Raw genomic sequence first — 13,927 nt, forward strand, 5'->3', positions numbered from 1 at the left:
CCTACCTGCCCCGAACGGCTATATTTGCCTCATATTCTTCCGTCTTACCCTTTCTGCATGGAATATCCGCTCCTGAAACTGGCCGCCATTGACATCGGGTCCAACGCTGTACGGTGCCAGATTTCGGCTGTGCTACACTACGGCGACCGGTACCGACTCAAGCGCGTGGAGTACGTGCGCTACCCCCTCCGCCTCGGCGAAGATGTATTTGCTACCGGCCACATTTCGGAGAAGAAGCAGGAGAAGTTCATCAAGTTTCTGCACGCCCTGCGCCTGCTGATGGAGGTGCACGATGTGGCCCCCAACCACTACCTGATCTGCGCTACCTCGGCCATGCGCACGGCCAAAAACGGCCAGGAGGTAGCCGCCCGTATCCAGCAGGAACTGGGCATGACGGTGCAGGTGATTGACGGTCAGGCCGAAGCCGCCTACATTAACCGAGTCATCGAAAACCTGCTCGAAGACAAGAAACACTACATCCACATCGACGTGGGCGGGGGTAGCACTGAGTTCAATATCTACCACGACCGGCGCAAAGTGGCCTCGCAGTCGTTTGAGGTGGGCTCCATCCGCCGCATGCAGCAGGAAGAAGCCGGCCTGAGCACCGAAGCCATGCGCGAAACCTGGCAGCGCATGGAAGAGTGGGTAACCGAAAACGCACGGCGCTACCACGTAACTCGCGCCATTGGCACGGGCGGCAACATCAACAAGCTCTACAGCATGGCCCAGCCTTCCGTAGATAAGCCCGTCACGCGTCGCCGCATTGCCACCATCCTCGACCATCTCACCTCCATGAACATGGACGAGCGGGTAAACGTGGCCCTGCTCAACCCCGACCGCGCCGACGTGATTGTGCCCGCCGGCCACATCTACCTTTCAGCCATGGAGTGGGCCAACGTCAGCCAGATGATTGTGCCCGATATCGGCTTGAAAGACGGCATGCTCCAGACCTTGTTCGAGGAGCATTTCGACGAGTTCCGCGCGGCCGGCGACCTGAAGCCGGGTCGCCCTAAAACCGCCGTGCAAAGCCGCTCCACGGAAGTAGAATAAATGCCTCTTTTACCGTGGGCTGATAGCCTGACTGGCTTGTTTAGCGCGTCGGTCCTGGCTTATTCCCTACCCCCTGGAAAGTAGCAAACCCTTACCTCCAAATCTGGAAGTAAGGGTTTGTTGTGTTAGCTCTGTAAGATATGCCGATGGCTACCTGATTTACTCCAGCGCCGCTTCTTGTTCGGGCTCTGGCTCAGCGCCCAGGTCCACGGTCACTGCCCTTTCGTCGGAGGCATTGGGCTCGTCGTCCACCGGTACGGAGGGCGGGTTTTCGGCCGCATCGGAGGTAGCGCTGGCCCGGATGGTGGCGCAGGACAGCCATTCGTCGTAGAGCAGCGTTTCCGACACCAGTCCGAAGTTCTTGCTGTAGAACTCTTTGTGCACGTTGAAGGCCGGTTCTTCGGCCTCGGGCTGGCGCTGAATGTAGGCACCATCCTCGCGCATCACGTAGGTATTCTGATTATCCTTTAGGTTGAAATACAGGATGTTGATAGCCTCGCGCTTAAGCTGCGGGTTTACAATCAGGAACAAGGCCTCAATCCGCCGGTCGAAGGAGCGCACCATAAGATCGGCCGAACCGGCGTACACTTTGGGTTGGCCGGCCTGGTGGAAATAGAACATACGGGAGTGCTCTAAGTAGTCGCCCACGATGCTGCGCACCTCGATGTTTTCGCTGAGGCCCGCCCTACCCGGCCGCAGGCAGCAAATGCCGCGCACAATAAACCGAATGGGCACACCAGCCTTGCTTGCCTTATAGAACTCGTCAATCATCTCCTTGTCTTCCAGGGAGTTCATCTTCATGACGATACCGCTGGGCAAGCCTTTCTTGGCGTTGCGCACTTCCTCCCGGATCAGGGAAATAAGCTGCTGACGCATGTCTTTGGGCGCCGTAATCAGGTATTCGTAGTCATCGGGCTGAGAGTGGCCGGTGATTACGTTGAAGAATTCCGACACGTCGTGCCCGTACACGTCGTTGGTCGTCAGCAGGCTTACGTCGGTGTAGATGCGGGAGGTCTGCTCGTTGTAGTTGCCCGAGCCGATGTGCACGTAGCGCGTCACCTTCTCGCCTTCCTTCCGGATAATCATCATCATTTTGGTGTGCGTCTTGTACTTGCTCACCCCATAAATGACGAAGCAGCCAGCTTTTTCCAGCTTGGCACCCTCCCGAATATTGCGCTCCTCATCAAAACGCGCCTTCACCTCAAACAGCACCGATACGTGCTTGCCGTTCTCCGCCGCCTTCAGCAGGGCGGCCGTCACCCTGGAGTCGTCGGCTAGTCGGTAAATGGTTTGCTTGATACCCAGCACATGCGGGTCCTCGGCGGCCTGCTCCAGCAGCCGCACCACCGGGTCGATGTTGTTGTAGGGGTGATGCAGCAGCACATCGTGGTGCTTGAGGTACTCGAAGAGGTTGTCATCGGCGCCCTCCGGCAAGCTCAGGGGCGCTACGGCGGCCGGCTGCTTGAAGCCCTTACCCCGGAAGTTGGGGTGCTTTAGGATCTGAAGCAGGCCCTTTAGATCAATCAAGGAATTGATAACAAACACGTTGCCGTTATCGATATTCCACCGCTCCTTCAGCACCTGCATCAGCAAACCCGAGGCATTGGGCTCCACTTCCAGCCGTACTACCCTACCCTTCTTCCGGGTCTTAAGTCCCAACTGAATTTCCTTGATGAAGTCCACATCAATATCGTCGGACTCCTCCAGGGTGAAGTCGCCGTTGCGGGTGATGCGGAACAGGTTGGCCGACACGATTTCCACGTTACGGAACAGCTTGGGCAGGTTGGCCCGCACGATTTCCTCAATCGGCACGAACATCACTTTATCCTTGCGCGTGAGCTCAAAGAAGCGCGAGAGGTTCTGCGGAATCTGCACAAAGGTCAAGCGCTCCTGTCCCTTGTCGGGCTCCGCGTCCAGGATGCTGCCGGCCCGGGTTACTACCCCGAAGATGAGCATCTGGTTCATCATCAGTGGGAAGCCATGGTAGGAGTCGTACACCATGGGCGTGAGCAGCGGGAAGATGGTGTTCTTGAAGTAGCCATCGGCCTTCTTCAGCTCCAGCTCCGTCAGCTCTTCCATCTTGAGCACATTGAAGCCGTTCTTCTCGAACAGGGGCTTCAACTCATTGAGGTAAGTCAGGGACTGATCATTGATGAAGCGGTGAGCAAAGTCCAGCAGCTTGCGCCGGAAAGGCAGTTCCCGCAGCCCCGAGTAGTCAACCCGCTCCTTGCCGTAGTCGATATAGTTATAGAGCGAGCCCACCCGAATCATGAAAAACTCATCGAGGTTGCTGCTGGTAATAGCTATAAAGCGCAGCCGGTCAAAGAGGGAGCGGCCGGCGTCGCGCGCCTGGTCCAGCACCCGATAGTTAAAGCGCAGCCAGCTCAGGTCGCGGCTGATGTACTTGCTTTTGCGGATGAGGTCGGCGGATTTGAACAGTTTCATGCTAGGGAAAGAAAGGCCGGACAAAATACGAGCAAACGGCCGTAGAAGTATGGCTACTCCGGAATAATAGCGGTGGCTTCTATTTCCACCAGCAGGCGTGGATCAATCAGGGCCCTCACCGCTAGCAAGGTAGAAGCCGGCCGGATGGCCCCAAAAACTTCTCCGTGGGCCCGGCCTACCGCCTCCCAATCGGCTATGTTCACCACGAAGATGCGGGTCCGGACGACGTGTTCTGGTCTGGCTCCCGCCGCCTGCAGCGCCTCCCCAATCTTTTCCAGCACCCGCTTGGCTTGGGTGTACGCATCGCTGCCCGTAATGGTGTCGCCATCCTGAGCGGTAGTGCCGGCTACCTCTACCACGTTGCCAAACCGCACCGCACGGGAATACCCAATAATCGGCTCCCAGGGAGCACCGGAGGAAATAAGTTTGCGCATAGAATAAGGGTAGGAAAAGAGGATGTTCTGTTTAACGTTGGGCTTTGCTATGACATGGAAACAAGCATCCAGCACATAGCCCATCTGTTTTACATCAACAAAAAAGGCCCGCTTTGCAGCGGGCCTTTTCAGCGTCAGTTACACGTCGAGTTTCGCGTATTTGGCGTTTTTCTCGATAAAGTCGCGGCGGGGAGCAACCTCGTCGCCCATGAGCATGGAGAACAGGTGGTCGGCTTCAGCTGCCGATTCTACCGTTACCTGCTTCAGGGAGCGGGTGGCCGGCTGCATGGTCGTTTCCCAGAGCTGCTCGGCGTTCATCTCGCCCAAGCCTTTGTAGCGCTGCACGTTTACCGTTTCGGGCTTGCCGCGGCCGAGCTCCTCCTGAGCCTGGGCACGTTCCTCTTCGGTCCAGCAGTAGCGCTCCTCTTTACCACGTTTCACGAGGTAGAGGGGGGGTAGGGCAATATAGATATAGCCCCGGTCCACCAGCTCACGCATATAGCGGAAGAAGAACGTCAGAATCAGGGTCCGGATGTGGGAGCCGTCGATGTCAGCGTCGGTCATGATGATGACCTTGTGGTAGCGCAGCTTGGTCGTGTTCAGAGCCTTGGCATCGGCCTCGATGCCCTTCTCAGGATCGGCTGGTACCCCGAAGGTCACGCCCAGGGCCGTAATCATGTTTCGGATTTCCTCATTTTCCAGAATGCGGTGCTCCTGAGCCTTTTCTACGTTCAGAATTTTACCCCGCAGCGGCATAATCGCCTGGAAAGCGCGGTTGCGGCCCTGCTTAGCCGTACCGCCGGCCGAGTCACCTTCCACCAGGTAGATTTCGCAGATGGTGGGGTCCGACTCAGAGCAGTCGGCGAGCTTGCCTGGCAGGGAAGCGGAGCCCAGCACGGTTTTGCGCTGCACCATTTCGCGGGCCTTGCGGGCGGCAATCCGGGCTTTGGCAGCCAGAATCACCTTCTCCACGATGATGCCCGCCTCCTTGGGGTTTTCCTCCAGGTACTGGGTTAGAATTTCACCAACTACGGTGTTCACGGCCCCGTTGACCTCGCTGTTGCCCAGCTTGGTTTTGGTCTGGCCTTCGAACTGCGGCTCGGCCACTTTCACTGAAATAACCGCCGTCAGACCCTCGCGGAAGTCCTCGCCGGAAATTTCCACCTTCGCCTTTTCCAGCTTACCCGATTTATCGGCGTAGGCTTTCAAGGTACGGGTCAGGGCCGCCCGGAAGCCGGCTACGTGAGTGCCGCCCTCGTGGGTGTTGATGTTGTTAACGTAGGAGAAGATGTTCTCCTGGTAGGAATCGTTGTACTGCAGGGCCACTTCTACCGGCACATTCCCCTTCTCGCTTACCACGTGAATGGGGGTAGGCATGAGGGCATGACGCTCCGAGCCATCGAGGTACTGCACGAACTCCGCCAGGCCGCCTTCTGAGCGGAAGGTTTCGGTCAGGAACTCGGCGCCGTCCTCTCCCTTCTCACGACGGTCCGTCAGGACGATGGTAATGCCTTTGTTGAGGTAGGAAAGCTCCCGCAGACGCGAGGCAATAGTGGCGTACTTGTACACCGACTCAGTGAAGATGGAGTCATCGGGCAGGAAGTCCACCTGGGTGCCATGCTCCTCGGTTTCGCCGATTTCGCGCACGGGATACTGAGGTGCCCCGATCTTATACTCCTGCTCGTAGATTTTGCCGTTGCGGCGCACGGTTACTTTCAGGTCCTGGCTAAGCGCGTTCACGCAGCTCACCCCTACCCCGTGCAAACCGCCGGATACTTTGTAGGTGTCCTTATCGAACTTACCGCCGGCGTGCAGCACCGTCATAACCACCTCCAGGGCCGAGCGGCCTTCCTTCTGGTGAAAATCGACGGGAATACCGCGGCCGTTGTCGCGGACAGTAATGGAGTTATTTTCGTTGATGGTAACCTGAATGGTGTCGCAGTAGCCGGCCAGCGCTTCGTCGATGGAGTTATCGACTACTTCCCATACCAAGTGGTGGAGGCCTTTAATACCGATGTCACCGATATACATCGCCGGGCGCTTGCGCACGGCTTCCAGCCCTTCGAGTACCTGAATGCTATTGGCGGAGTACTCGGCGGGGGCTTTTTTCTCTTTGGTTTCGCTCATGTTGCGGTTGGTTCAGCGCTTAGTGCGTAAGTAGGCAAAGATACCGAAAAAATTCGGTTTTTGCCAGCGGGAAGGCCGATTTGCTACCCCTACAAAGCCTACTACTCTTCTGCCTGCAGCCGGGTGTCCAACGCAGGCCTGCGGCCTCTGAGAAGTCTATACGCACCGCACTCAGGACCCGCTGATTCCTAGCAGCTTTTGTTTCTGAAATATGCCCCAGGCCGCGCCCCAAACAGCCCTGGCTCAGCCGGGAAGCCGGACGGTAGCCGACGCGGCCGTTCGACTTAGCAAGCCACCGAAACTTCAGGCACGGGGTAGCGGGGCCAGCTGGGCCGCAGCCCACCCCGCTGGCGCTACCAGCACACCCAACAGATAGTTTGAATTCAACAAGAAAAAAGCCACTCAGCGCAAATGCTAAGTGGCTTATACTTGATGTGGCCCCGATGTGATTCGAACACATGACCGGCTGCTTAGAAGGCAGCTGCTCTATCCAGCTGAGCTACGGGGTCAAAAACAAATAGCCGCCCGCCCCAGAGGCGGGCTGACGGCTATTAAGTCGGGGTGGCAGGATTCGAACCTGCGGCCTCCTGCTCCCAAAGCAGGCGCGATACCGGGCTACGCTACACCCCGTTAGAAATTAAAAATTGAGAATTAAAAATTAAAAAAATGCGGATCTGAATCGACCCACTTTCAATTTTTAATTCTCAATTTTTAATTGAATGCGGAGAGGGGGGGATTCGAACCCCCGGTAGCCTTTAGAGCTACGGCAGTTTAGCAAACTACTGGTTTCAGCCACTCACCCACCTCTCCAGGTAGAAGTCCTTTCCGGCTGAAAGGTGTGCAAATATACAAGCAGATTGGAGAATCAAATCCTTTTCAAAAAAAATATCTTCCATCTTGCTGCTTCAATAGCGGGCCGTACGCGCCGTTTTGGGCCTTTCCGGGCCTAAATCCGCTGCGCCTGTGCAGGGCTTGTATTTTGAACGCTAAGAAGTTACCGTAGTGCTGAACTGGGCGTATCCGCTGGGCTGGCCCGAGGGGCTGGCGGCAATTATTTTTTTTCTGCTTTACCTGGGCTACGCGCTTCGCACCCGTCGGCTGGCCGCTCCGCTGGGGCAGCGCGGCTGGGCCCTGGGCTGGAAACTGGTGTTGCGGGTGGCATACGTAGGCCTGCTGGGAGCGGCGCTGCTAGGGCCCGCTTACGGCATAACGCAGCGCCCCGTCCGGACGGAGGGGAAGGATGTATGGCTGCTGGTGGATCTTTCCCGCTCCATGGATGCCGGGGATGTGGCCCCATCCCGACTGCAAAAAGTAAAGCAGGAGCTGACTACTCTTGTCAGCCGGTTTCAGGCCGACCGACTGGGACTTATCGTGTTTGGGGGGGAGGCCTACGTGCAATGCCCGCTTACCTATGATCAGGCGGCCCTGCAGCTGTTTCTGAATACGCTGCAAACCTCACTGGTGCCTGCGGCCAGCACCGACCTGGCGACTCCGCTGGAACTCGTGCTGCAGCGTTTGGAAAGCTCGCAGTCGGGCACGGCGGAGGCCCGCCCCCGCGCCGTAGCTATTGTACTGGTAACCGACGGCGAGGACTTTGGCGAAAACCTGGAGCCGACCACGCGCATTCTGGCCCGCTCCGGCACCCGCGTGTTCCCGATGGGTGTAGGCACTGCTGAAGGCAGCCGGATTCCGCAGGCGAGTGGCCGGGGCTACCTCCGGGATGCCCGCGGCCGGGAGGCTATAACGCGGCTTGTACCGGCTCCGCTACGCCGCCTGGCGGAGCAAACCGGCGGGCAGTATTTTGAACTTACGGACCGACGCAACGAGTTTCCGCTGTTGCTGAACGCCCTGAACCGCCTGGAAGGACAGGCAGAGCAGGTGCGCACCGTTTCGGTAGCCGATAACCGCTACCGCTACCCCCTGGTGCTGGCGCTGCTGTTAGTGCTGCTGGATGTGGTAGTTACCGTTAAAGTAATTCGGCCGTGAAGAATATTGTAGTAGGCAGCCTGTTACTGCTTAGCACCTGGGGTAGCCTGACCCGCATCCATGACCGAAACGAGGCCATTCAGCAAGGCGCCGATGCTTATGCCCGGGGCAATTACAGGGTGGCGGCAGCGGCCTACAAAAGAGCCACGCTCAGCCTGGGAGCCCGCGATGAAGCCGTGTGGCTGAACCTGGCCCACGCCACGGCCCGCGCCGGCCAGGCCGCCGAAGCGCGAGGGTATTACAGCCGGCTGGTTACCAGTAAGGAGCCCGTTACCCGAAGCGTAGCCCTGCAGCAGCTGGGTGTGCTGGCCGCGGCCCAGCAGGATTATGCTCAAGCCGTGGGCCTGTTACGACAGGCCCTGGTGGCTAACCCCACCAACGCCGATGCCCGCTTCAACTACGAGGTGCTGCGCACATTCCTGGCACAACGCGCCCCGACCCCGCCGCCCCCCGGAACCAACGGCGGCTCAGGGCCCCGCAAACCCGGAGAAAGCGCCCCGCAGCCACGCCCCGGAGCTGATAACCCAGGTGAAGTGACCGACCCAACCCAGCAGCAGGATCCACGCGCTACCCCGCAAACCCGCCCCGACGCGGCGGGCCAGACCGACCCGAACCGTCCGTCTTCCAGCCCTAGCACTTCCGCGGAGGGCAGCTTCCGGCCGGGACAGGGGCCGCAGCGCAACATGGCTCAGGGCAACGAGCCGGGGGCAGTCCGGGGCCTCAGCGACTCTGACACGGGAGCCGAAGCAGCCACCGGCGCCAGCCGCCGGGGCGGTACCGAGGCAGCAGCAAACGCCGAGGCCAACATCCAGACCCAGCGGGCCCGCCTGCAGCAGCTGAACCTGAGCACAGGTCAGGCCCGCCAGATTCTGGAAGCCCTGCACGCGGCCGAGCAGCAGTACCTGCAACAGCTCCCGCGTAAGGCGGCTCAGCCGCAGCCCAAGGGCAAGCCCGGTTGGTAAACAACCCGCCCGGTCAGGAGTTCATGTGCCCAAGGCGTTCATGAAACCCATGGGGGTAGGAAAAGGGCTTTCCTTCTCCCCTATCGGCCGAATTTCTACCTTTACCTCACCAAGTAACCAACCCCACCCAACCTGTTTATGCAAATCAAAGAAGTTGTTATTGTCGCGGCCGTGCGCACGCCTATCGGCTCGTTCGGGGGTAGCCTCGCCTCGCTGTCGGCTACGGAACTGGGCGCCATTGCCCTGAAAGGTGCCCTGGAAAAAGCCGGCATCGAGGGCAAGGAAGTGGACCAGGTCATCATGGGCAACGTTATTTCGGCCAACCTGGGCCAGGCGCCTGCTCGCCAGGCCGCCAAGAAAGCCGGCCTGCCCGATACCGTAGAGTGCACTACCGTGAACAAAGTATGCGCTTCGGGTACCAAAGCCATCATGTTCGGGGCCCAGGCCATTATGCTGGGCCAGTCGGAAGTGGTACTGGCGGGCGGCATGGAAAGCATGTCGAACGTACCGTATTACCTCGACAAAGCCCGTTTTGGGGCTAAATACGGCCACGGCCAGATGATTGACGGCCTGATGAAGGACGGCCTCTGGGACCCCTACCACGATTTCGCCATGGGCGTGGCTGCTGACCGCACGGCAGCTCACTACGGCATCACCCGCGAGGAGCAGGACGCCTTTGCCCAGCAGAGCTACGAGCGTAGCGCCGCCGCCGCCCAGGCCGGCAAGAAAAAGGATGAAATCGTGCCCGTAACCATCATGGTGCGCGGTAAGGAAACCGTTATCAGTGACGACGAGGAGTATACCAAGGCCGATTTCGCCAAGTTTGCCAGCCTGAAACCGGCTTTCGGCAAGGAAGGCACCGTAACGGCAGCCAACGCTTCTACCCTCAACGATGGCGCGGCCGCCGTGCTGCTGATGAGCCGCGAGAAAGCCGAGGAGCTGGGCGTGAAGCCCCTGGCCCGGATTCGGGGCTTTGCCGATGCCGAGCAGGCTCCCGAGTGGTTCACCACTTCTCCAGCCCTCGCCATTCCGAAAGCCCTGAAGCACGCCGGCCTGGAAGCCAAGGATGTTGATTTCTATGAGATTAACGAGGCTTTCTCGGTGGTTTCGTTGGCAAACAACAAGCTACTGGAGCTGGAAGGCACCAAGGTAAACCCCTACGGCGGCGCCGTGTCATTGGGTCACCCGCTGGGCGCTTCGGGCGCGCGCATTGTTACAACCCTGGTCAATGTGCTGCACAACGAAGGCGGCAAAATTGGCGTGGCCGGCATCTGCAACGGCGGCGGCGGCGCAAGCTCCCTCGTGGTAGAAAAACTATAAACACCGAGTAAGACGGCTTTTCCGGATTACCCGGATTTCGACGCCGAAAACGAGCGTCTGAGTTTACTGGAGCCCTGCTGCATCTTTTTGCGGCAGGGCTTTTGTTTGGGAATTAGGTTGGCTGGACGTTGGTGGACCTAACGGGTGGAATGAAAGAGCTCAACCCGGGGTATTAACCCGACGCCCCCTACCCCCTCTGCTGGCTCTAACCCGAAAATACTTTCTGATTTACCGCGTTCTTGCGCCTATGAAACGACTTGTCTTTGCGCTGCTTCTGCTGGCTTCCACGGCTGCTCAGGCCCAGAAGCTGCGGCGCCTCACCACCTATTTCGATTCTACCAATACCCGCAAGCGCGAAATTTTCTCCGCTGTGGTGGGGCCCGACACCGTGATGCAGGGTCCTTACAAGCGGTTTTACTACTCGGGCAAGCTGGAGGCCCAAACCCGCTACACCGACGGCAAGCGCGACTCGGCTTACGTGGAGTTTCACCCCAACGGCGGCCGGCGGCTGGAGGTCACCTACCGCCAGGGCGTGCGGCAGGGGCCCTTCAAAACCTATTATGATAACGGCAAAGTAGCCCAGGAAGGCGCCTATGAGGAAGACCAGCCCACCGGCCTGCTGCGCTACTACCACCCCAGCGGGGAGGTAAAGCTGGAAACTTCCCTCGACCACGGGCAGCCGGCCGGAACCATCCGGGAGCTGTACCCCTCGGGTAAGCCCCGGGTGGAAATCACCTACCAGAACGGGCAAGCCAACGGCCCCGTGAAAACCTACTACGAAAACGGGCAGCTGCAGAGTGAGGGCGTGTTCAGCAAGGGTTTGCTAGCTGGCCCCTACAAAACTTATTATGACAACGGGCAGGTGGAAACCGACGTGCAGGCCGATAAATCGGGGCGGGGCAGCTACCGCAGCTACTACCGCTCCGGCAAGCTGCGCACCGAGGGCACCTACGCGCCGGCTACGCTGGTGGGCAGGGCCGTGAAAAACCCGCTGGCCGACGACCTCACCAAACAAGCCAAAAACCTGGTGGGCGGCACCAGCAACCTCGATGGCCCAGCCAAATCCTACTACGAAAGCGGGGCCGTGAAAAGCACCCAGACCTACCGACAGGGCGTATTGGTGGGCACCCAGCAAGACTACTACGAGTCCGGGAAGGTGCAGCAGAAGATAGAGTACGCCAACCAGGGCCGCGACCGGAAAATTACGGGCTACTACGAGGATGGCCTGCCCAAAGAGGAGCAGCAGTATAAGAACGGTGTTCCGGCGGGTATCTGGCGCGTGTTCCACCCCGGCGGCAAGCAGGTGCAGAAGCAGGAAACCTACGTAGGCGGCAAGCTGGCCGGCGAACAGCTTACCTACTACCCCACCGGCACCGTGCAAAGCAAGCTGACGTATGAGGCCGGCAAAACTACCGGGCTGGGCCAGGAGTACTACCCCTCCGGCAAGCTCAAAGCCGAAACCACCTATGTGAAAGGTCTGAAAACGGGCCCCTACCGCCAGCTGCGCGAAGACGGTACCCCGGAGGTAGCGGGGGCCTTCCGCAATGGCAAGGAAACCGGCGTGTGGAGCTACTTTGAGGCTGATGGCAAAACCGTGCACGAGAAGAAAACCTTCCGCAATGGGCAGGTGGTAACCGCGGGCACTACCCCCGCCGCCAAGCCAGCCCCGGCTCGCAAGCCCGCTACGCCGGTTAAACGCAAATAATAGCTTAACGCTATATCTGGCCCTACTTTTGCGGAGGTTCGGTCAGATTGGTTTTGCTGCTCCGGGACGCTACCCCTATCTTTCCCCAGAAGGCCTTTCTGCTTGTCATGCAAGACTCAGGAAGGCCTTCTGCTTTTCACTAATCACGCCTGTATCGATTCTACCCTCTACCCTTCTTCTTTATGCCTTCCTTTTTACAGTGTGCTGGTGCGGCCTTCGGGCTTTTACTTCAAACTACCGCGGCATACGCCCAGATTCCCGTGTTTTCCTGGGCCTCCGGTGGTGAGAAACCAACCCGTTTTGGGCAGCAGGCTCAGGCGCGCAGCATAGCCACCGATGCCGCCGGTAACACCTACGTAGCAGGTACATTCCGGGAAACCCTCACCCTTGGTGCCACTACCCTCACCGCTACTGCCGACTATGATGTGTTCGTGGCCAAGCTGGACCCAGCGGGCGTCTATACCTGGGCCGTACGGGCCGGGGGAAACGACGAAGACATTGCGACGGCCGTGGCCCTGGATGCGGCCGGCAACGTGTACGTGACCGGGCACACTGAAAGCTACCTACCCAGCTTCGGCAATCAGCAGATAGTAAACTCCGGCTACGGCACCCACCTGTTCCTGGCCAAGCTGAGCCCCGAGGGCCAGTGGCTGCGGGTAAGTCACTCCAGCGGCGTTAACACCAACAACTTTATTTTCCCGGAAGGGTTGGCTGTGGATGCAGCCGGCAATGCCTACGTGACGGGCGGCTTGCGCTGCTACGATGCCACCTTCGGTTCGCACCTTGTCCGTAATGAGGGGGTGTATAATGCTTTTGTGGCTAAGCTTAGTGCCGCCGGCACCTGGGACTGGGCCGTGACCGAAGGCGGTAGCCGCAGCTACGATTTCGGGCAGGGCATTGGGGTTGACGGCAGCGGCAACGTGTACGTGACCGGCACCTTCGAGGGCGACTTGGCCCGCTTCGGCACTATACCGCTGCGCCGCGACAACTGGCGCAGCAATATGTTCGTGAGCAAGCTCAACGCGCAGGGCCAGTGGCAGTGGGCCGTGAGCGGAGGAGGCAGCGCCCAGACGCGGGGCAATGGCCTAGCCGTGGACGCAAGTGGAAATGTATTCGTAACGGGCGCCGTAGCGGGCAAGCAGGCACGGTTTGGCACTGTGCCTGCTTCCAAAGAAGATGACAGCTTCGACTTGCTGGTGGCCCGGCTGAGTCCTGAGGGCCAGTGGCAGTGGGCCGTGCGCGGCGGCGGACCCGAGCAGGATGCGGGCCTGGATGTTGCGCTGGACGCTGGGGGTAATGTACTCGTTGCTGGTAATTTCGCCGGAACTCGCGTCTCGTTCGGGTCCCTACCTCCTCTGTCGGCAGCGGGCCCAACCGATGTAGTGGTGGCGGGCCTTACCGCCGCAGGTAGCTGGCGCTGGGCCGTGGGCAGCGGCGGCCCCGGCGAAGACCTTGCCCTGGCTATAGCCAGCAACCCCGCCACGGGTGCCACTCAAGTGGCGGGCACTTTCCAGGGTGCCTCCATTTCCCTGGGCGAAACCCAACTGCCGGGCGGCACGCCGTACTATGAGTATTTCGCGGACCGTTTTTTCGTGACCAGCGTTCAGGATTTGGCCCGGCCCGCTGCGGCTACCCTTACCCTTTGGCCCAACCCCAGCCGCGGTACCGTGTGGGCTACGGGTCTGGAGCCCGATCAGCCGGTGCAGGTGTTCGACGCCCTAGGCCGACTAGTAGCCGCCAACGCCCGGCCCGCCTACGAAGTTCAGGGCTTAAACCTACCCCCTCTAACTCCTGGCATGTACGTGGTGCGCTGCGGCAAGCAAAGCCAGCGCATCCTGATTCAGTAGCTCCCCATCCAAAACAAGCCAGCACCCCCGCCTACCAGTTGCCGCTAAGCG

9 protein-coding genes and 3 tRNA genes are annotated in these 13,927 nt (G+C 59.5%); 6 read left to right on the forward strand and 6 right to left on the reverse strand.

The window, feature by feature from the left end:
• Positions 1-57: 57 nt before the first annotated feature.
• Positions 58-1,050, forward strand: a complete 993-nt coding sequence (locus FGZ14_RS07115; protein WP_180754520.1) for a Ppx/GppA phosphatase family protein — start codon at positions 58-60, stop codon at positions 1,048-1,050.
• 159 nt (positions 1,051-1,209) lie between these two features.
• On the opposite strand, the gene ppk1 is transcribed toward FGZ14_RS07115, so the two are convergent.
• From ppk1 to FGZ14_RS07145, 6 genes are all read right to left on the reverse strand, one after another.
• The gene (gene ppk1, locus FGZ14_RS07120; protein ID WP_139922738.1) at positions 1,210-3,495 is read right to left on the reverse strand and encodes a polyphosphate kinase 1; all 2,286 of its coding nucleotides are present in this window, start codon (positions 3,493-3,495) and stop codon (positions 1,210-1,212) included.
• A gap of 53 nt (positions 3,496-3,548) precedes the next feature.
• On the reverse strand, positions 3,549-3,929 hold the full coding sequence (locus tag FGZ14_RS07125; RefSeq protein WP_139922741.1) for a RidA family protein: 381 nt from the start codon (positions 3,927-3,929) through the stop codon (positions 3,549-3,551).
• Between the two features lie 138 nt (positions 3,930-4,067).
• Entirely contained in the window at positions 4,068-6,056 is a 1,989-nt protein-coding gene (gyrB, locus tag FGZ14_RS07130; protein ID WP_139922744.1) for a DNA topoisomerase (ATP-hydrolyzing) subunit B, read from the reverse strand.
• 435 nt (positions 6,057-6,491) lie between these two features.
• Positions 6,492-6,565, reverse strand: a tRNA-Arg gene (locus FGZ14_RS07135).
• Between the two features lie 47 nt (positions 6,566-6,612).
• Positions 6,613-6,686, reverse strand: a tRNA-Pro gene (locus tag FGZ14_RS07140).
• A 92-nt stretch (positions 6,687-6,778) separates the two neighbouring features.
• Positions 6,779-6,866, reverse strand: a tRNA-Ser gene (locus FGZ14_RS07145).
• A 192-nt stretch (positions 6,867-7,058) separates the two neighbouring features.
• On the opposite strand from FGZ14_RS07145, the gene FGZ14_RS07150 reads away from it, so the two are divergent.
• From FGZ14_RS07150 to FGZ14_RS07170, 5 genes are all read left to right on the forward strand, one after another.
• Entirely contained in the window at positions 7,059-8,042 is a 984-nt protein-coding gene (locus tag FGZ14_RS07150) for a VWA domain-containing protein (protein WP_139922747.1), read from the forward strand.
• Complete coding sequence (locus tag FGZ14_RS07155; RefSeq protein WP_139922750.1) at positions 8,039-9,004, forward strand: tetratricopeptide repeat protein; 966 nt, start codon at positions 8,039-8,041, stop codon at positions 9,002-9,004. Before FGZ14_RS07150 ends, FGZ14_RS07155 begins: the two co-directional genes overlap by 4 nt.
• A 138-nt stretch (positions 9,005-9,142) precedes the next feature.
• Positions 9,143-10,324, forward strand: coding sequence for an acetyl-CoA C-acyltransferase (locus tag FGZ14_RS07160; protein WP_308217170.1), 1,182 nt, complete (start codon positions 9,143-9,145; stop codon positions 10,322-10,324).
• A gap of 247 nt (positions 10,325-10,571) precedes the next feature.
• Positions 10,572-12,029: a toxin-antitoxin system YwqK family antitoxin gene (locus FGZ14_RS07165; protein ID WP_139922754.1), complete on the forward strand. Its 1,458-nt coding sequence runs from the start codon at positions 10,572-10,574 to the stop codon at positions 12,027-12,029.
• A 182-nt stretch (positions 12,030-12,211) separates the two neighbouring features.
• The gene (locus FGZ14_RS07170) at positions 12,212-13,876 is read left to right on the forward strand and encodes an SBBP repeat-containing protein (RefSeq protein ID WP_139922758.1); all 1,665 of its coding nucleotides are present in this window, start codon (positions 12,212-12,214) and stop codon (positions 13,874-13,876) included.
• Positions 13,877-13,927 lie beyond the last annotated feature (51 nt).

It is taken from the genome of Hymenobacter sp. DG01 (assembly GCF_006352025.1).
Taxonomy (GTDB): Bacteria; Bacteroidota; Bacteroidia; order Cytophagales; family Hymenobacteraceae; genus Hymenobacter.

Bases quoted from the DNA above. Each gene is read 5' to 3' on its own strand.
- ppk1 (WP_139922738.1), bottom strand. From the start codon at position 3,495: ATGAAACTGTTCAAATCCGCCGACCTCATCCGCAAAAGCAAGTACATC.
- FGZ14_RS07125 (WP_139922741.1), bottom strand. From the start codon at position 3,929: ATGCGCAAACTTATTTCCTCCGGTGCTCCCTGGGAGCCGATTATTGGG.
- FGZ14_RS07170 (WP_139922758.1), top strand. From the start codon at position 12,212: ATGCCTTCCTTTTTACAGTGTGCTGGTGCGGCCTTCGGGCTTTTACTT.
- FGZ14_RS07115 (WP_180754520.1), top strand. From the start codon at position 58: ATGGAATATCCGCTCCTGAAACTGGCCGCCATTGACATCGGGTCCAAC.
- FGZ14_RS07165 (WP_139922754.1), top strand. From the start codon at position 10,572: ATGAAACGACTTGTCTTTGCGCTGCTTCTGCTGGCTTCCACGGCTGCT.
- FGZ14_RS07160 (WP_308217170.1), top strand. From the start codon at position 9,143: ATGCAAATCAAAGAAGTTGTTATTGTCGCGGCCGTGCGCACGCCTATC.
- gyrB (WP_139922744.1), bottom strand. From the start codon at position 6,056: ATGAGCGAAACCAAAGAGAAAAAAGCCCCCGCCGAGTACTCCGCCAAT.